Origin of the sequence: Streptomyces sp. NPDC126510 (assembly GCF_040302345.1) — a bacterium.
In the GTDB taxonomy this organism is placed as follows: Bacteria; Actinomycetota; Actinomycetes; order Streptomycetales; family Streptomycetaceae; genus Streptomyces.
The window spans coordinates 54,010-71,641 of sequence record NZ_JBEORR010000018.1 but is presented as its reverse complement, the minus strand read 5'-3'; the positions used below and the strand labels follow the sequence as shown (position 1 = coordinate 71,641).

Below are 17,632 nucleotides of genomic sequence, written 5' to 3'. Positions count from 1 at the left end.
GCCGGAACACAGGAGCCAGCATGCCGAGGTTCGCAGCGAACCTGTCCATGATGTACAACCAGCACGATTTCCTCGACCGCTTCGCCGCGGCCTCGGCTGATGGCTTCCCGGGGGTCGAGTACCTCTTCCCCTATGCGTACGACGCTGCCGAGCTGCGCCGCCGGCTCGACGAGCACGGCCTGGTGCAGGTGCTCTTCAACGCGCCTGCAGGAGCATGGGAGTCCGGAGAGCGCGGGATGGCGGCACTGCCCGGACGTGAGGCTCAGGTGCGTTCCGGGGTGGACCGGGCGCTGGAGTACGCGGCGGCGCTGGCCTGCCCTCGGGTGCACCTGATGGCCGGGCTGGTCCGACCGGACGCGACAACGGCCGAGCGGGCCAAGCACCGCGACACGTACCTGACCAACCTGGCCTGGGCCGCGGAACGGGCCGATGCGGCAGGCGTCGACATCCTGATCGAGCCGATCAACGGCCGCGACATGCCGGGGTACTTCCTGAGCACCCAGGCCGAGGCCCACGCCGTGGTGCAGGAGGTGGGAGCCCACAATCTCAAGGTGCAGCTCGACCTCTACCACTGCCAGATCGTCGAGGGCGACCTCACCACGACACTGCGCCGCGACCTGCCGACCGGCCGGGTCGGTCATCTGCAGATCGCGGGCGTGCCCGACCGGGGTGAGCCCGACCGGGGGGAGTTCAACGTCCGCCACCTGCTCGACGTGGTCGACGAGCTGGGCTTCGACGGGTGGACCGGCTGCGAGTACCGCCCCCGCGCCGGCACGAGCGAAGGTCTTGGCTGGCTCGACGACTTCCGCAGCCACCGAGCAGAAGGCGCATGAGGATGAGCGGTAGGGCCTCGACCCTGACCTGGTCACCTTGGCCAAACCTCCACCACACAACTCCTCACCGCCGATTCGCCCGCCCGGGCCGCCGCCCATGAGGCCGTGGCCCGCATCGGCGGCGGCCGAGCGGGCGGGCGCCCGAGGCACGATCGACGTCCACGACCCGAGCCTCCTCGGCACCGTCACGGCGTCCGGGCCGGGCGCCGGGCGCATCGAGACCGCCTACGCCCAGCTGTCGGACCTCATCGCAACCCGCCAGCGCCACGCCGACGACTACGCCGCGCCCACGCGCCCCGTTCTTTAAGGAGACTCACCGTGTCTGACACCGTCGTACCCCCCAGCATCGAGCTCGGCGCCGACACGGCGCCCGTGCACAACCCCTACACCGGCGAGGTCATCGCCTCGGTGCCCACCGTCGGCGCGGGCGCCGTCGGCACCATCCTGCAACAGGCCAGGTGCGGACGACGCACCGCGGCCGCTCTGTCCCGCGCCTCCAGGGCCGCGGTCCTGGAACGCGCCGCCCACCTGGTCGAGCGGCGTGCCGAGTCCTTCGCCCAGCTGATCGTCAGTGAGGCCGGCAAGACCATCACCCAGGCCCGCAAGGAAGTCGCCCGCGCGGTCAACACCCTGTCCCTGTCCGCGGCCGAGGCACGGCGCAACGCCGGCGAGGTGATCCCCTTCGACTCCTACGAGGGCTCCGAGAAACGGCAGGGCTGGTTCACCCGTGAGCCGCTGGGCGTCATCGCCGCGATCACGCCGTTCAACGACCCTCTCAACCTGGTCGCCCACAAGCTCGGCCCGGCCATCGCCGGGGGCAACGCGGTCATTCTGAAACCGTCCGCGCTGACGCCGCTGTCCGCCCTGCGCCTCGTCGACACCCTCATCGAGGCCGGCCTGCCCGAGGAGATCGTCACCGTCGTCAACGGCGACGCCGATATCGCCGCCGCGATCGTGGCCGCCCCGGACGTGCGCATGGTGTCGTTCACCGGCGGATTCGCCACCGGTGAGGCCATCTCCCGCACGGCCGGCCTGAAGAAACTCGCCATGGACCTGGGCGGCAACGCCCCGGTCATCGTCATGGACGACGCCGACCTCGACGAGGCCGTGGCCTCCTGTGTCTCCGGCGCGTTCTGGGCCGCCGGCCAGAACTGCATCGGCACCCAGCGCATCCTCATCGCGGCCGAGGTCTACGAGCGCTTCCGCGACGCCTTCGTCGCCCGCACCCAGCTGCTGCGCGTCGGCGACCCGCTCGACGAGCGCACCGACGTCGGCCCCATGATCACCCCGGGCGCCGCGGCCGCCACCCGGGCCAAGGTCGACACGGCGGTGGCCCAGGGCGCGGTGCTGCTGTGCGGCAACGAGGTCACCGGCTCCCTGTACGCGCCGACCGTCCTGGAAGACGTCCCGGCGACCTGCTCGGTCTGGCAGAAGGAGGTGTTCGCCCCGGTCGTCGTGCTGCAGCCGTTCACATCGTTCGAGGACGCCATCGAGCAAGCCAACGCCATCGACTACAGCCTCCACGCGGGCATCTTCACCTCCCGCCTGGACCGCGCCCTGACCGCGGCCCGGCTGCTGGAAGCCGGCGGCGTCATGATCAACGACTCCTCCGACTACCGCTTCGACGCCATGCCGTTCGGCGGCTTCAAATACGGCAGCATGGGCCGCGAGGGCGTGCGCTTCGCCTTCGAGGAGATGACCCAGCCCAAAGTCGTCTGCATCAACCACATCACCGACGTGGTGCGATGACCGCCTTCCGCACCGAGCGCGACTCCCGGGCAGCGGCGCGGCCGGAGGAATAACACCCTGAAAACAAAAGGGTACCTCCCACCTGCGACGATCTGGACTTTCTAGATCAAGAAGATCGCGAGGATTAGGCATCCGACGGGCGAAGAGTACCGGCTGGGATCATCGGCTGGCCGTGCGGGCCGACGGCAAGAACCTGATCGGCCAGGCGGGCGTGGTGCTCCTGCGGAAGGTTGCCGACCGCGTCGGCCTGGCCACTTCCCTGAATGCGGCATTGCCGAGGGGCACCGGTCCAGGCCGGCGGGACAGGGGCACGGCGCTGGTTCAGCCGGCCTGCGCCATCATGCTCGGCACGACGAACATCTTGGAGGCCGAGCAACTCCAGTACCACTGGCAGGCAGTGCTCGGCCGACCGGTCTCGGAGAGCACTTTGCGCCGTGCTTCGGCGGCGATCGACGCCTCATCGCGGGCATGGATCGAGCGCGCCCGCGCCGCGATCCGCCGCGTGGTGTGGACGCTGCTCGCCCTGCGACCCGGCGGCTTCCCATGGATCTAGGTGTGCGGCCGCGAGCTGGCCAACTGGTACGTCCTGGACGCGGACGCGGCGGGCACCTTCAAAGGCAGCTTCGGTCACATGCCGCTGAGTGCGAACAGCTGTTCCCGAGCCGGCGCCGGGTGCGCTGGGTGACCGGCTGGGCTGTCAACGCCACGGACGAGCAGACCATCGCGCTGCTGCCAGCGAAGGTGGGGATGGCCGCGCTGCGGCAGGACGGCAAGGTCCACGAGATCAAGGGACCCGCGGCGACATGGTTCCTTACCAGGACGCCGAGCGCCGGCTCAAGCCCTCACGGCGGGATGCGAAGAAGCTGACCGCCCGACCTCTACCGTGGTCACGCCGAGGTCGAGGACCGCGTGAAAGGGATCAAACTGGACCCTGCTCCTTCTCCCGCACGACGAGCCGGAACTCGTCGTCGCCGAGCCGCAAACGATCCGCATGAAGCTGCACCACCTGCCCGCCTCACCGCCCAGGCCGTAGCCGCACCCTCCATGCTGACGACCCTGGAGAGGAGCGCACCGCACCAGCGGTCTTCGGCTGGCTTCACTCTTCTCTGTGGCCGAACGCGGATATGGCCGAACGCTTCTCGCGCCTGATCGGTTGCAGTTCTCCACACTTGTCCGTCGCAGATCGATCCCGTGCAGGGAGATCACGAGGATTGAAGCTGCCGGTGGCTTTCTGCTGGTGGTGCGCACCGTTGCCCCTACGGTGCTTCGCACGCTCGGCCGGACCATTCCGTCGAGCCGGCCGCCCTGTTCCGCCGCCGCCTGCGCGAGGCGCTGGAGAACTGGCGGCGACGCCGAGCAGTACGGATGGGACCGGGCGGCAGCCGCCGGTCCCATCGCACATACCCCGTCGCGCGTCGGCGTTACGACACGGTCAGGTAGATCTTGCGCACGGTTTCGATGGTCTTCCAGACACCGACGTAGCCCGGCTTCATGACAAAGCTGTCGCCTGCCTTGTAGATCACCGGCTCACCACCTTCCGGCGTGAGTTCGACGACGCCGGAAAGGATGTGGCAGAACTCGAAGGTCTCGCCCTTGATCGAGCGCGTCTCGCCGGGCGTCGCTTCCCAGACACCCGTGTTGATCGTTCCCTCACGGGCGGTGTCCTGGGCCCAGGTCTTGTAAGTCGGGTCGCCGGAGATCAAGCGTTCCGGCAGCGGGCCGGACTCGCTGGGAGCGAAGGAGGGATCGGTGTCGATGGTCTTCAGGAGCGACATGCTTTTTTTCCTCTGTTGGTTTCGGGATCGATGCGAATCGAGAACGGACACACCAAGCGTCACCGGGTCGAGTTCGACCAGGCTCAACGTGCACCTGGGACCAGGGCCTGACGGCTGCGCTCCACGGTCACGGCGCGCAGCAGGTCGGCGAGCCTCTTGGCGGAGCAACAGGCCCTTGTACTGAGCAGTTGGGCCACGCGCGGTCGGCGGCGGACCTCCTTGGCTGCCGATGCTGCCCGGGCCGGCTGTCGATCGGTCAGCGGATGCGGTCCAGCGTCTTGTAGTAGGCGCCCGCGAAGGGCAGGAACCAGGCGGTGCCGTTGTAGAGGGGGATGCGGGGCGGGGCGATGTCGCGGACGGGGCTGACCTCGGGGTGGCCGTCCATCACCTCGGCCATGACCTGCCCCATGTGGGTGGCCATCTGCACACCGTGGCCCGCGTATCCCATGGAGTAGTAGACGCCGTCCGCACTCTGCCCGGCGTGCACGATGCGGTCCATGGCGAAGCCGACGGAGCCGCCCCACACGTACTCGATCTTCGTTCGGGAGAGCTGGGGGAAGATCGCGCACATCTCACGGAACAGAACCTGTCCGCTCTTCTTGTCCGAGGTGGGGTCGGATGGCGCGAAGCGGGCGCGGCCGCCGAACAGCAGCCGGTTGTCCGGGGTGAGCCGGAAGTAGTGGCAGACCTTGTTGGAGTCGACGATGAGGCGGGCCTTGGGGATGATGTCCCGGGCGAGCTCCTCGCCCAGCGGCTCGGTGACGATGATGAAGCTGCCCACGCAGACCTGCTGGCGGCGCAGCCACGGGAAGTTCTTGTCGGTGTAGGCGTCGGTGGCCATCATGACCTGCCCGGCACGGATCACACCGCGCTCGGTGCTGACCTCGAACCGGCCGGCGGCGGTACGCCGCACGCCGATGGCCGCGTTGCGCTCGTGGATCTCGACACCGGTGCGCTCGCACGCCTCGGCCATCCCGCGCACGAAGCGGCCGACGTGCAGGGCGGCGCTGAACGGGTCGAGCAGGCCGCCGTGGTAGGCGTCGGAGCCGATCTCGGAACGCAGCTCGGACTTGCCGATCAGCGTCGTCTCGTGTCCGAAGTACTTGGCCAGGTCGCGCTGCTGGGCCTTCTTGCTCTCGAAGTGCGCGGGGCGGGAGGCGACGCCCAGGCGTCCGACGCGGCGGAACTGGCAGTCGATGGACTCCTCGTTCACGAGCCGCTCGACGGTGTCCACGGCCTCGCCGTAGGAGTTGTAGATCTCGCGGGCCCGCTCGTGGCCGTACCGGCGGATGGCCTGACCCACGCCGATGGTGAAGCCCAGGTTGGCCATGCCGCCGTTGCGCGCGGAGGCACCGGAGCCGATCTGGCCCTTCTCGACGAGGGTGACACGGGCGCCCTTGCGGGCGGAGTGCAGAGCGGTGGACAGACCCGTCAGGCCGGCGCCGACGACCACCAGGTCGGTGTCCTCGGTCAGCGGCTTGCCGGACCGGTCGGGAAATGCCCCAGCGGTTTCTATCCAGTAGGGAATCGTCTTCATTTCGGGTCCTCTGCGGGGAGTTTCGTAGTGAGGGGCGGCCGACATCACCAGGGCCCGGGCCGACGGCGCTGTCAGCGGTGGCGCGGCTCGTGCCGGCGCAAGGCTCAGGTGAGGGGTTCTACGGGGTGGACGTTCCGGCCGCCCCGGTGGCCGCCGAGGCGACCAAGGGGGGCCAGGGTCGCCAGGGCGACGAGGACCGCTGACGGCGGTGACGAGCGGGTCGACGTCGAACTGGCGGGCGTCGAAGACCAGGACCGGCAGGGTGCGAGTGTCACGTCAGCCGCAGTCGACCAGCAGCTTCTCCAACCTCGCTGCCGGAACCGCTGAGGCCTGTCGGTGTCACTGCTACAGCACCCTTTCGAGGAACGCCTGGGTTCGTTTCTCACGGGGATTGCCCAATAGTTCACGGGCGTCGCCGCGTTCGACGGCGATGCCTTCGTCCATGAAGAGCACTTCGTCGGCGACCTCGCGGGCGAAGCCCATCTCGTGGGTGACGAGCAGCATGGTCATGCCGTTGCCGGCGAGGTCGCGCATGACGGCGAGTACTTCGCCCACACGTTCGGGGTCCAGGGCGCTGGTGGGTTCGTCGAACAGCATGATGGTGGGGTCCATCGCCAACGCGCGGGCGATGGCCACGCGTTGCTGCTGGCCGCCGGAGAGCTGGGCGGGGTACTTGTGGCCGCACCCCTCAAGGCCCACCCTGGCCAGCAGTTCTCGCGCCCGCTCCCGGCAGGCGGCGCGGTCCTTCTTGTGCACCAGGACCGGTCCGGCCATGACGTTTCTCTCGGCGGTCATGTTGGGGAACAGGTTGAACTGCTGGAAGACCATGCCGATGCGGGCGCGCTGCTCGGCCAGCCGTTGCGGGCGCACCGCGTGGTAGGCGTCGTCCTTCTCGACGTAGCCGAAGTCCTCACCGTTGACCTTGAGGACACCGCGGTCGACGGTCTCCAGCCCGTTGATACACCGCAGCAGTGTCGATTTGCCCGATCCGCTGGGCCCGATGATGCAGGAGATCTCCCCGGCCGCGACAGTGAGGTCGATGTCACGCAGGACCTGGTGACGTCCGAAGCTCTTGCACAGCTTGCGTGCGACGATCGTTCCGTCGGCGTTCACAGCAGGGACTCCCTCGTGGTGGGAACTGGCTGGCCGCCCCCGGGCTCGGCCGAGGTGGCGGCCGGGGTCAGCCGCGCCCGGGTCGAGCGGGAGAAGCAGCGCTCGATCATGGACTGCGGCACGCTCAGCACCAGCGTCATGATCAGGTACCAGAGGCTGGCCACGATCAGCAGCGGAATCGTCTGGTAGTTGCGGGCGTAGATCGCCTGTGCGCTCTGCAGCAGGTCGGCGACGCCGAGCACGCTCACCAGCGAGGTCTCCTTGAGCATGCCGATCACCTGGTTGCCGGTGGCCGGAATGACCGCCGGCATGGTCTGCGGGATGATCACGTGCCGAAGCTTGGTGAACCCCGACATGCCCAGGGACTCCGCGGCCTCGTGCTGTCCGCGAGGAACCGATGCGAACCCGCCGCGGATGATCTCGGACATGTACGCGGCCTGGTTCAGGGTGAGCCCCACTACGGCCGCGGTCATCGGAGTCATGATCGCGTTCACGTTCACCGGCGTGGAGATGTCGGTGAAGGGGATGCCGATCGACAGGTGCGGGTACAGCGCCGCGATGTTGAACCAGAAGATCAGCTGCACGAGTACCGGGGTGCCGCGGAAGAAGGTGATGTAGAGCTGGGCCAGCCCGGAGACGGGCCGCTGGTGCGACATGCGCATCACCGCCAGCACCAGCCCGAGCAGGGTGCCCAGACCCATGCTGGCCACGGTGAGGAGCAGCGTGATCAGCAGCCCGTTGAGGATGGTTTCAGTGGTGAAGTAGTCGAACACCACCGGCCAGCGATAGTTCTCGTTCGTCACCGCGGTCCACAGCAGAGCGGCGACGATCGCGATCGCGACCACCCAGGCGACATAGTCGCGCGGACGCTTCGGCGTGATCCGCTTCTTTTCTTCGGCCAGCAGTTGGGACACCGGTCGGCTCCTGGTCTTCGTACCGATCAGATCCGTGGACATGTCAGTCCTGCGGGACGGCCATGGCCGCAGTCTTGATCCCGAGGTCCTGGAAACCCCAGCGGCCAAGCGCCTGGGCGTACTTCGGGTCGTCGATGATCGACTGGATGGCGGCTTGCACCGCGGGGGTCAGCGGCGAGTCCTTCTTCAGGGCGACGGTCGCGGGCTTGGTGGCCACCAGGGGCTTGAGGACGTCGAACGTCTTGGGCTGCTGCGTGGCCGCCCACTCGAGCGCGATGAAGTCGTTCATCACCGCGTCGATCCGCTTGGAGACCAGCTGGGTGAGAGCGTCGTTCACGCTGGGCAGGGTCACCGCCTTGATGGCCGGCTTGCCCTTGCTCGTACAGTCCTGCTTGGACAGCTGGGGCAGCCACTGCAGCTCCGCGGTGGTGCCGGAGGCGACAGCCACGCGGTGCCCGCACAGGGTGTGGGTGGTCAGCTTCTGCGGGTTCCCGTAGGGGACGGACACCCCCGTCCCGGCGTTGACGTAGTCGACCATGTCGAGCACCTTCAGCCGGTCCTTCGTGGCGCCCATGGTGGAGGCGGTGAAGTCGTACCGGTTGGCCTGCAGGCCGGTGATGATGGTGTCGAACTTGACGTTGTTGATCTGCAGCTTCAGGCCGAGCTTGGCGGCGATCAGCCGGGACATGTCCGGGTTGAACCCGATCGGGGTCTTGTTGTCCGACGCCATGAACGAGGTGGGCGGGTAGGCCAGGTCCATGGCCACCGAGATCGTGCCCTTGGCCTTCACCGCCGCGGGCAGCAGCTTCACCGCCTTCGCGTCCGGCTTCACACCGACCGAGATGTCGTCGGTGTGCTCGGCCGACGAGCCCGATCCCCCGCCCTGCTTCGTGCTCTTCGCCCCCACCGTCTGCCCGGTGCCACTCGCCCCGCACGCGGCGAGCGCGAGGGCCAGGGCCGTCGTGACGATCGGGATGCTCACGTGTCTGTTGACCTGCATGGCGGCGGCCACAGTGCCTGCGGTGCGGGGTACGGTTCTACGGCCTGTCCGGTTGCTTTCCATGGCGGTGCCTCCTGGGGAACGCTGGGGATACGGGGGATGAGAAGGTGCCGGGTGACTGGGTGTGCGTCGCGCGTCAGATGCCCAGCATCTGGTTGAGCTCGTTCAGGGACTTGACGGTCACGTAGTCGTATCCGTGGGTGACCGGGTCGCAGCCGCGGTCCAGGAGGACGAGGTTGCGGAAGCCCATGTCGTGCATCGGCATCAGGTCGTAGCGGGTGTGCGAGGAGACGTGCACGAAGTCCTCGGGGGACGCGTCGAGCTGGTCGAGCATGTACTCGAACGCGGCGTAGCGGGGCTTGTAGTAGCCGGCCTGCTCCGCGGTGTAGACCGCGTGGAAGTCCGCACCGAGCCGGGGCACGCTCTCCTCGAGGAAGGCGTCACCGGCGTTCGAGAGGATCACCAGCTTGTAGTTCTCGCCCATCTTCTTCAGGGGTTCCGGCACGTCGGCGTGCGGGCCCCAGCTGCGGACGCCGTCGGCGAACCGCTTGCCCGCGTCCGGGGCGGCCTTCACACCCCACTTGCGGCAGACCCGCTCGAAGGAGTCCTGCAGCACCTGCTCGTAGGGGTAGTACTCGCCGCGGACCTGGTCGTAGCGGTATCCGCGGAACTCCTTGACGAACTGGTTCCACTGCTCGGCGGGGATCTGGTCGCCGACGAGTTCACGCGTGATGGGGGTCATCGGCCACTCGATCAACGTGCCGTAGCAGTCGAACGAGACGTACTTCGGGCGGAACTGGAACGAGGGAATAGGCATGGAAGTGCTCACTTTCTTGTTGCTGCTTCGGAGAACGGGATACGGCCGGCGCGGCCCTTTCGGGCATGCTCATGACAGGGCGAACGGATGCGTGGTGATGCCGTCGGCGACCGCCGGGGGTCAGGCGGCGCCGACTCCTGCCGGAGCGAGGAAGTCGACGGGGTGCTCCGTGGCGCCGTCGAGCGCCAGGTCGGCGGCGATCTCCCCCATCGCGGGCGAGAACTTGAAGCCGCTGCCGGAGAAACCGGCCATGACGATGATGTCGTCCTCGCCGGGGAGATGGCCGACGAGCGGATTCCCGGACTTGGTGTAGCCCTCCATGTACGCCGACATCCTGATGGGGTCGGGGTTCAGGTCGGGCATGAGTTCACCGATGAGCTCGCGGAAGATGCCGAGTTCCTCGGGGCGGACCGTACGGTCGAGCCGTTCGGGCTCGGGCACGGGCGCATGGTATTTGAAGGAGAGACCGAGCTTGACGGAGATGCCGTCGGGCGACGGGATCCCGAAGCAGTCGTGGGGTGTGGCGCGCACGAAGGAAGGGGCACCGCCCGCGAACCAGTCGTGCCGGGTGGGCAGGTGCCAGGAGCAGATCACCCGGCGGATGTCGATGGTCCGGGGGAGGCCCGGGAGCAGGGTGTTGATCCACGGGCCTACGGTCACCACGGCGGCGTCCACGTGGTCCGTGCCCTGGTCGGTGACCACCCGCACCCCGCCGCCCGCCGCGGGGACGACCTCGCGCACCGTGGTGTAGCGGTGCAGCAGGGCGCCCAGCTGCTCGGCCCTGGCGGCGGCGGCCTGGATCGACGCCTCCGGCCTGATGACGGCACCCAACCGGTCGAGGACGGCTGTGTGTCCGTCCGGGAGCCGGTGCTGGGGGTAGCGGCGGGCGAGTTCCTCCCGGTCCAGTACCTCGTGATCCAGCCCATGGGCGGTGCTGGTGGAGAGGAGGAGGCTCATGGACGGTGAGGAGGCCTCTCCCATCACCAGGCTGCCGCTGCGGCGTAGCAGCGACCGGCCCGTCTCCTCCTGGAGCTGCTCCCACATCCGGTCCGCGAGCCGCAGCAGCGGAATGTACCCGGGTTCGCCGAGGTGGGCGGCTCGGTAGATGCGGCTCTCGCCCCCGGCCGCGCCGCGGTCGTGACCCGGTGCGTACCGGTCGTAGCCGATGACCTCGGCTCCGCGGGCGGCCAGTCGCCACATGGCCTGGCTGCCCATGCTGCCGGCGCCGATCACGGCGACGCGCTTGGGGATGCTCATGAGGTCGCTCCTTTCTTCCGGTTCGTCCCGTGGGAGTGGCGTTCACTATCAGCCCGGGAAACCTGCAGGTCAACGCTGTGTGCCACCTTGAGGCAGGGCGAGATGGCTCAGAGGAGCTCGATCAGCTTGTCGGTGAACTCGGCGGTGGTCGCGGTTCCGCCCAGGTCACGGGTGCGGATATCGGTCTTGGCCAGGACCACGGCGATCGCGTCCGTGATGTCCCTGGCCGCGGCGGGATGGCCGAGGTGGTCGAGCATCATGGCCGCGGACCAGATCGCGCCCAGCGGGTTGGCGATGCCCTGGCCCGCGATGTCGGGTGCGGAGCCGTGCACCGGCTCGAACATCGAGGGGAAGTCCCGCTCGGGGTTGAGGTTGGCCGCCGGGGCGATACCGATGGATCCGGCGACGGCGGCCGCGAGGTCGCTGAGGATGTCGCCGAAGAGGTTGGAGGCGACGACGACGTCGAAGCGGGCCGGCTCGAGGACGAACTTGGCCGCGAGCGCGTCGATGTGCTCCTGGTCCCAGGCAACCTGCGGGAACGAGGCGGCCCGCTCGGTGACGAGCTGGTCCCAGAACGGCATGGTGTGGATGATGCCGTTCGACTTGGTCGCGGAGGTCAGGCGGCCGCCGCGCTGGGAGGCGAGTGTGAAGGCGTAGTCCAGCAGGCGTGTGACGCCGGCTCGGGTGAACACGGCCTCCTGCACGGCGATCTCGTCCGGGAAGCCACTGTTGAGTCGGCCGCCGACCTCGCTGTACTCGCCTTCCACGTTCTCGCGCACGACGACGACATCGACCTCGCCCGGCCGTGCGCCGCGCACCGGACTGTCGATGCCTTCGAAGACACGGATGGGCCGGAGGTTGACGTACTGGCGGAAGCTGCGTCGGATCGGGATCAGCAGCCCCCACAGCGAGACATGGTCGGGCACCCCCGGGTATCCCACCGCGCCCAGCAGGATCGCGTCCTTGTCGCGCAGCTGGTCGATCCCGTCGGCGGGCATCATGGCGCCCTCCCGCAGGTACCGCTCGCACGACCAGTCGTACGACGTGTAGGACAGGCTGAAGCCGTGGCGGCGGCCGAGAACATGGAGCACCTGCTGTGCTGGGGGCAGTACCTCGGCGCCGATGCCGTCGCCCGGGATCAGGGCGATCCGGTGGTTCGTCGTCATGGCGTCGATTGCAGCAGGGCGGTCCGTGGGGCGTCCAAGACGCAAAGCGGATCTGCCTTATAAGCGGGGACTATCACCTGTCGGTGGGCGAGGTCGCGGCCGTGACGAACGCGGCGGCTGCGGGCGACAGGCTGCCGCGGCGGGCGACGAGGGCGATGTCCAAGGTGTTCTCCGGCTCGATGTCCAGGACACGGGCGCCCAGCCGCCCGGCGAGGCCCCGCCAGGAATCCGTGACCACCGCCAGCCCCACCCCGGCCAGCACCAGGGGCATGAGCGAGACCCGGTGCTCGGTCTCGACGGCGACGGCGAACTCGATGCCCTGCTCCCGCAGCGCGTCGACGTAGGCACGCATCCCGGTACCCGACTGCCCGACGATCAGCCGCTGTCCCGCAAGCTCCCGGCACTCCACCGCCGTCCGGCCGGCGAACGGGCCGTCGGCCGGTACCACCAGGACAAAACGCTGCCGCCCCAACGCATGGGAGACGACCTCCTTGTCGGAAAGAGGACCGGCGGACGCCAAGAGCCCCAGCTCCACCGCACCCGTGCGCACCATGTCGATCACATCACGCGACCTGAACGCCGCATTGATCGCCACGGAAACGCCGGGATAACGGCGGCTGAAGGCACTGACCAAGCTCGTCAGCGGCTCCACCGCCTGCGACGGCATCGCCGCCACATCCAGGCGCCCCTCACGCAGCTCATGCACCGCCGCAACACTCGCCCGCGCCGTCTCCAGACTCCGTACGGCCTCCCGGGCGGGCTCGATCAGGGCCCTTCCCGCCTCCGTCAGCACAGCCCTGCGCCCGATGCGATGGAACAGCTCCGAGCCCAGATCACGCTCCAGCGCCCGCACGGCCTGCGACAGCGACGGCTGCGACACGTACAGAGCCGACGCCGCACGGTTGAAGCCCCCACGATCAACAATCGCAAGGAAGTACTCCAGCTGCCGGATGTCCATACCCGCCCTCTGTCCTCGACGAATAACAACCGACGACTCGGTCGGTCCCGACCATGGTGGCGTGAAGGAGCGCCTCGACGAAGTGCGGAGCACCGATGCACTGGCCGTAATCGTCACCGAAGCACGGTCACAGCCGACTGAGCATTCACCCGAGAGCGTGTTCGCCCGACAAGGCCCAGACTGAGGCTGGCCCATCCGTTCATGGCGGCCCTCGCTACCTCGACTTGACCCGCCCCGCTGTAAAGAATTGGGCGCGTTCACTAACAAGAGTCTCACTTCAAACAATCACGGCAGCACCGCGATCGGACGTTGACCGCCTTCGCCAGGAATCGGCGGCTCTTGGCAAAGGCATTCGGGAGGTACTCAAAAACGCGAGCACTTCACGCCACGTTGGGGACGAGGGCGACGCGGAAGCGGTCCGCCCGAATGCGCAGGAGTGATGTCGTCCGCCTTCAGCGGCCGCCGTGTTCTAGGCACGCCCCCCATGCCACGAGGGCTGTCGGGCGAGTTTCGAACATTACGAGCGCAAGTCAGTGATCATGCACCCGCGTATGCGCAGCGAGCGGGAGGTCAGCAATCGGAGACCCGGCTGCGACACATGCTGACCGTTTGCTGACCCAAGGTGAGCCAACAGGGCCCTGACCTGCGCATACGTCCTGATGCTAGATCTTGGACTTGAACATGGTGCGCAGCATGCTGAACTCCTGGAAGACGGCTCCCTGCCCGCTTGGTGCAGGTCTAGGGCGATCCCCGGAGCGTACAACCGTTCGCATTCTCGGTCAGCTGTCGCCAGGTGTTCCGGGGCTCACACCGGCTCGCCGCTGACTTTCGTGACGCCTTATCAGGAGCGTCACGCCGGCGCGGGTGGACCACGGCCACCAGGGCTCGACCTGGCGCCTCGGCGACTGCAGTGCCCACGTACGCGGCTGCGGTTGCTCCTCCCGCGCTCGGGCCGGTCGCCCGTCCCGTCGGCGTCGCGAACCGGCTGCGGATGTGGACGGCACGCCGATCCCGGTTCGCGACGCCGGATAGGGCGTACACGGTCACTGGACGAGTGCTGCTCCAGCTCTCCTGTCGCACAGGCAGCGGGGACCGAGACACACCCGGCTGTTCCGGTACCAGTGACGCGTCGTCCCCGGTCGGCGGACGCGGCGTGAGCAAGACACCCCACGCCTCCGCGGCGGGTCGTATCGATCGCTCGTCGGATCACGCAGGCAATGGATCACCCCGCCCCGCCTCCGGGTACCGTCAGGGTATGAGTCATCCGCACCCCGAACTGAAAGCCGCGCCGCCCCTTCCCGAAGGAGGCTTGCGGGTCATCGCCCTCGGCGGCCTGGGTGAGATCGGCCGCAACATGACCGTCTTCGAGCACGCGGGCAAGCTGCTCGTCGTCGACTGCGGCGTGCTGTTCCCCGAGGAGACCCAGCCCGGCGTGGACGTGATCCTGCCGGACTTCACGTCGATCCGGGACCGGCTGGACGACATCGTGGCCGTGATCCTCACCCACGGCCACGAGGACCACATCGGCGGCCTGCCGTACCTGCTGCGCGAGCGGTCGGACATTCCTGTCGTCGGCTCCAAGCTGACACTGGCGTTCCTGGAGGCCAAGCTCAAGGAACACGGCATCCGGCCGCGCACGGTGCGGGTGCGGGAGGGCGACCGGCGTGGCTTCGGGCCCTTCGACTGCGAGTTCGTGGCGGTCAACCATTCCATCCCCGACAGCCTCGCGGTCGCGATCCGCACCCGGGCCGGGATGGTGCTGCACACCGGCGACTTCAAGATGGACCAGTTCCCCCTCGACGACCGCATCACCGATCTGCGCGCCTTCGCCCGTCTCGGCGAGGAGGGCGTCGACCTGTTCCTCACCGACTCCACCAACGCCGAAGTTCCCGGCTTCACCACCTCCGAGCGGGAGCTGAACCCGGCGATCGAGCAGGTGATGCGCACCGCGCCGCGCCGGGTCATCGTCTCCAGCTTCGCCAGCCATGTGCACCGCATCCAGCAGGTCCTGGACGCCGCCCACCAGCACGGCCGCAAGGTCGCCTTCGTCGGCCGGTCGATGGTCCGCAACATGGGCATCGCCCGCGACCTGGGCTATCTCAAGGTCCCCTCCGGTCTGGTCGTGAGCACCAAGGAGCTGGAGAAGCTCCCGGACCACAAGATCACTCTGGTGTGCACCGGCTCCCAGGGCGAACCGATGGCCGCGTTGTCGCGGATGGCCAACCGCGACCATGTGATCCGCATCGGCAAGGGCGACACCGTCCTGCTCGCCAGTTCCCTGATCCCCGGCAACGAGAACGCCATCTACCGGGTGATCAACGGCCTCACCCGGTGGGGCGCCCACGTGGTCCACAAGGGCAACGCCAAGGTGCACGTCTCCGGCCATGCCAGCGCCGGCGAACTGGTCTACTGCTACAACATCGTCAAGCCCCGCAACGTCATGCCCGTGCACGGCGAATGGCGCCACCTGCGGGCGAACGGCGATCTCGCCATCCGCACCGGCGTCGCCCCCGACCGGGTCGTCATCGCCGAGAACGGCGTCGTCGTCGACCTCGTCGACGGGCGCGCTTCCATCACCGGCAAGGTCCCCGCGGGCAACGTCTACGTGGACGGCATGGAAGTCGGCGGCGCCAACGAAGCGTCCCTCAAGGACCGCCTCACACTCGCCGCCGAAGGCGTGGTCACGGTGGTGGCGATCGTCGACGCGGACACCGGCGCCCTCGCCGAGGCCCCCGACTTCCTGGCCCGGGGCTTCGTCCACGACGACACCACGTTCGAGCCGGTCATCCCCGTCATCGAGAAGACCCTGGCCACCGCGGCAGAGGAAGGCGTCGGGGACGCGCGCCAGCTCGAACAGCTCGTCGCCCGCGCGGTGGCGAACTGGGCGTTCCGCACCCACCGCCGCCGGCCCCTCATCATCCCCGTCATCATTGACGCCTGAGTCACAGCCCGGCAGCCCGGTCCGGGTTCCGGCCGTGACCGGTCAGCACGCCGGGCTGAGCGTGACGTCGCCGAGTGCGCCGCGGTTGTCGTCGGCGGGCACCGGCGTCACTGCCTCTCGCGCAAACACCACCGGACCGGGACGGACGCTTCCAGCCGTGACGCACCGCGGGTCGGCCGTGGGCAGGCGCGGCATGAGGGTCTGCGCCGCACTCGACGATGCCAAGACGATGCCAACGTGCAGATCACCAAGCCCCACCAGCGCACACAGCGGCGGCTGCGTGTCCTCCTGGTACACGAGAGGGAGTTCACGTCGGGCCTGCTGCCGCGGGTCGCGGCGCTGTCGGGGCCGGGTCCGCCGGGCGGACCCGGCTCCGGGTCCGCCAGGACGTACGTGCGTCACCATGTGATGTCACGGAAAACAGCCGGCCGCCGCCGGCTGATGAAAGAGAGGCAAGGCCATGTCCCAGATCGAGCTCACTGTGCCCGAGGGCGCGTTGACCGAGGAAGGCGCGGCGAGCATCCAGCAGGACCTGGCGCGTGCCCTGCTCACCTGGGAGGGCGCGCCCGACCGGGAGATATTCCGTTCCCTGCTGTGGTCCTCCCTGCATGTGCTGCCTGCCGGGGCGCTGGTCACCGCGGCCGATGACGCCCCGCGTTTCCGGGTCGACGTCACCGTGCCGTTCGGTGTCCTCGACGACGAGCGGCGTGCGGGTCTGGTCCGGGAGGCGACGGACCTGGTGCTGGCCGCCGCGGGACTCGGCGCCGATCAGGCGCTCCGGGTGTGGGTCCTCATCCACGAGCAGCCGGACGGGACCTGGGGAGCGGGCGGCAAGATCATGCGCTACACCGAGGTGGCGGGGTTGGCCACGGACTGAGGAGTGACGGCCCCTGTATCCCGACCAGGCGCCCGGCCCGGCCCCGGCGCGAGCCCGGCGCGAGCCCGGGGCCTGCCGTGAGCCGCGCCGGGGTCAGCCGGTCATGACCTGTCGGAGCAGGTCCACGAGCGGCTGCACGGGCACGGTGGGATCGAACGCGCGTTGGACTCCGATGCCGATCCCGAGGCTGAGCAGGGTCAAGGCGGCGGTGTCCGCGGGCATGTGGGGCGTGACGCCCAGTTCCCGCATCTGCGCCCTGATGAGGTCCGCGAGGGTCTCGGTGACGGCGCGCCGTCGGTGGGCGAGCTGTTCGCAGACGTGTGCGTCGCGGCGGTTGGCGGTGGCGAACTCGACTTCCAGGGCCGTCCACGAGCTGTCGCCGATGTGCTGCTCGGCCCACCGCGCGAAACCCGCGATCCTGTCGTCCAGGCGGGGCGCGTCGCCCATCTCGGCGGCGATGTACGTCACTTGCCGGAGGGCGATGCGGTCCAGGACGGCCAGGCAGAGCTCGTTCTTGGTCGCGAAGTTGGAGTACACCGCCCCCTTCGAGTAGCCGGCGGCCTCCGCGACCCGCTCGATGGAGGTCGTCGTGAAGCCGTCGCGCAGGAAGAGCTCGTGAGCGGTGTCGAGGACGTGTTCGCGGGTGCGGGCCTGGCTCTCGGCCCGGGTCAGTCTTGCCACGCCTGCAGATTACC

18 protein-coding genes are annotated in these 17,632 nt (G+C 68.7%); 7 read left to right on the top strand and 11 right to left on the bottom strand.

All coding sequences use genetic code 11. From position 1 onward, the window contains the following. Nucleotides 1-20: 20 nt before the first annotated feature. From otnI to ABTX60_RS24895, 5 genes are all read left to right on the top strand, one after another. On the top strand, nucleotides 21-833 hold the full coding sequence (gene otnI, locus ABTX60_RS24915; protein ID WP_352099223.1) for a 2-oxo-tetronate isomerase: 813 nt from the start codon (nucleotides 21-23) through the stop codon (nucleotides 831-833). A gap of 97 nt (nucleotides 834-930) precedes the next feature. Continuing rightward, complete coding sequence (locus tag ABTX60_RS24910; protein ID WP_352099222.1) at nucleotides 931-1,140, top strand: hypothetical protein; 210 nt, start codon at nucleotides 931-933, stop codon at nucleotides 1,138-1,140. 11 nt (nucleotides 1,141-1,151) lie between these two features. Then, nucleotides 1,152-2,582: an aldehyde dehydrogenase family protein gene (locus tag ABTX60_RS24905; RefSeq protein WP_352099221.1), complete on the top strand. Its 1,431-nt coding sequence runs from the start codon at nucleotides 1,152-1,154 to the stop codon at nucleotides 2,580-2,582. Nucleotides 2,583-2,754: 172 nt separating this feature from the next. Further along, complete coding sequence (locus tag ABTX60_RS24900; RefSeq protein WP_352099220.1) at nucleotides 2,755-3,135, top strand: hypothetical protein; 381 nt, start codon at nucleotides 2,755-2,757, stop codon at nucleotides 3,133-3,135. Nucleotides 3,136-3,263: 128 nt separating this feature from the next. Next, on the top strand, nucleotides 3,264-3,449 hold the full coding sequence (locus ABTX60_RS24895) for a hypothetical protein (RefSeq protein WP_352099219.1): 186 nt from the start codon (nucleotides 3,264-3,266) through the stop codon (nucleotides 3,447-3,449). Between the two features lie 554 nt (nucleotides 3,450-4,003). Here the strand turns inward: ABTX60_RS24895 and ABTX60_RS24890 are convergent. The 9 genes from ABTX60_RS24890 to ABTX60_RS24850 all read right to left on the bottom strand — a co-directional run bounded on the left by ABTX60_RS24890 (nucleotide 4,004) and on the right by ABTX60_RS24850 (nucleotide 13,119). After that, nucleotides 4,004-4,444 (bottom strand): cupin domain-containing protein, encoded by a 441-nt coding sequence (locus tag ABTX60_RS24890; RefSeq protein WP_352099218.1) that lies wholly within the window; start codon nucleotides 4,442-4,444, stop codon nucleotides 4,004-4,006. A gap of 169 nt (nucleotides 4,445-4,613) precedes the next feature. Further along, entirely contained in the window at nucleotides 4,614-5,894 is a 1,281-nt protein-coding gene (locus tag ABTX60_RS24885) for an NAD(P)/FAD-dependent oxidoreductase (RefSeq protein WP_352099217.1), read from the bottom strand. 345 nt (nucleotides 5,895-6,239) lie between these two features. Next, complete coding sequence (locus ABTX60_RS24880; protein ID WP_352099216.1) at nucleotides 6,240-7,007, bottom strand: amino acid ABC transporter ATP-binding protein; 768 nt, start codon at nucleotides 7,005-7,007, stop codon at nucleotides 6,240-6,242. Next, nucleotides 7,004-7,963 (bottom strand): amino acid ABC transporter permease, encoded by a 960-nt coding sequence (locus ABTX60_RS24875; protein WP_352099215.1) that lies wholly within the window; start codon nucleotides 7,961-7,963, stop codon nucleotides 7,004-7,006. The genes ABTX60_RS24880 and ABTX60_RS24875 overlap by 4 nt, the downstream gene beginning before the upstream one ends. A 1-nt stretch (nucleotide 7,964) precedes the next feature. After that, complete coding sequence (locus tag ABTX60_RS24870) at nucleotides 7,965-8,903, bottom strand: ABC transporter substrate-binding protein (RefSeq protein ID WP_352099214.1); 939 nt, start codon at nucleotides 8,901-8,903, stop codon at nucleotides 7,965-7,967. A 154-nt stretch (nucleotides 8,904-9,057) separates the two neighbouring features. Continuing rightward, complete coding sequence (locus ABTX60_RS24865) at nucleotides 9,058-9,738, bottom strand: haloacid dehalogenase type II (protein ID WP_352099213.1); 681 nt, start codon at nucleotides 9,736-9,738, stop codon at nucleotides 9,058-9,060. A 120-nt stretch (nucleotides 9,739-9,858) separates the two neighbouring features. Then, the gene (solA, locus tag ABTX60_RS24860; RefSeq protein ID WP_352099212.1) at nucleotides 9,859-10,995 is read right to left on the bottom strand and encodes an N-methyl-L-tryptophan oxidase; all 1,137 of its coding nucleotides are present in this window, start codon (nucleotides 10,993-10,995) and stop codon (nucleotides 9,859-9,861) included. Nucleotides 10,996-11,102: 107 nt separating this feature from the next. Then, nucleotides 11,103-12,161, bottom strand: coding sequence for a tartrate dehydrogenase (locus tag ABTX60_RS24855; protein WP_352099211.1), 1,059 nt, complete (start codon nucleotides 12,159-12,161; stop codon nucleotides 11,103-11,105). 73 nt (nucleotides 12,162-12,234) lie between these two features. Next, entirely contained in the window at nucleotides 12,235-13,119 is an 885-nt protein-coding gene (locus ABTX60_RS24850; protein ID WP_352099210.1) for a LysR family transcriptional regulator, read from the bottom strand. A 1,255-nt stretch (nucleotides 13,120-14,374) separates the two neighbouring features. On the opposite strand from ABTX60_RS24850, the gene ABTX60_RS24845 reads away from it, so the two are divergent. Beyond that, nucleotides 14,375-16,060 (top strand): ribonuclease J, encoded by a 1,686-nt coding sequence (locus ABTX60_RS24845; RefSeq protein ID WP_352099209.1) that lies wholly within the window; start codon nucleotides 14,375-14,377, stop codon nucleotides 16,058-16,060. 42 nt (nucleotides 16,061-16,102) lie between these two features. On the opposite strand, the gene ABTX60_RS24840 is transcribed toward ABTX60_RS24845, so the two are convergent. Then, nucleotides 16,103-16,357 (bottom strand): hypothetical protein, encoded by a 255-nt coding sequence (locus ABTX60_RS24840; protein ID WP_352099208.1) that lies wholly within the window; start codon nucleotides 16,355-16,357, stop codon nucleotides 16,103-16,105. Between the two features lie 163 nt (nucleotides 16,358-16,520). Between ABTX60_RS24840 and ABTX60_RS24835 the strand changes: the two genes are divergently transcribed. Then, nucleotides 16,521-16,937, top strand: a complete 417-nt coding sequence (locus ABTX60_RS24835) for a tautomerase family protein (protein WP_352099207.1) — start codon at nucleotides 16,521-16,523, stop codon at nucleotides 16,935-16,937. A 93-nt stretch (nucleotides 16,938-17,030) separates the two neighbouring features. Here ABTX60_RS24835 and ABTX60_RS24830 read toward each other — a convergent pair whose 3' ends face one another. After that, complete coding sequence (locus ABTX60_RS24830) at nucleotides 17,031-17,618, bottom strand: TetR/AcrR family transcriptional regulator (protein ID WP_352099206.1); 588 nt, start codon at nucleotides 17,616-17,618, stop codon at nucleotides 17,031-17,033. Nucleotides 17,619-17,632: the final 14 nt, after the last annotated feature.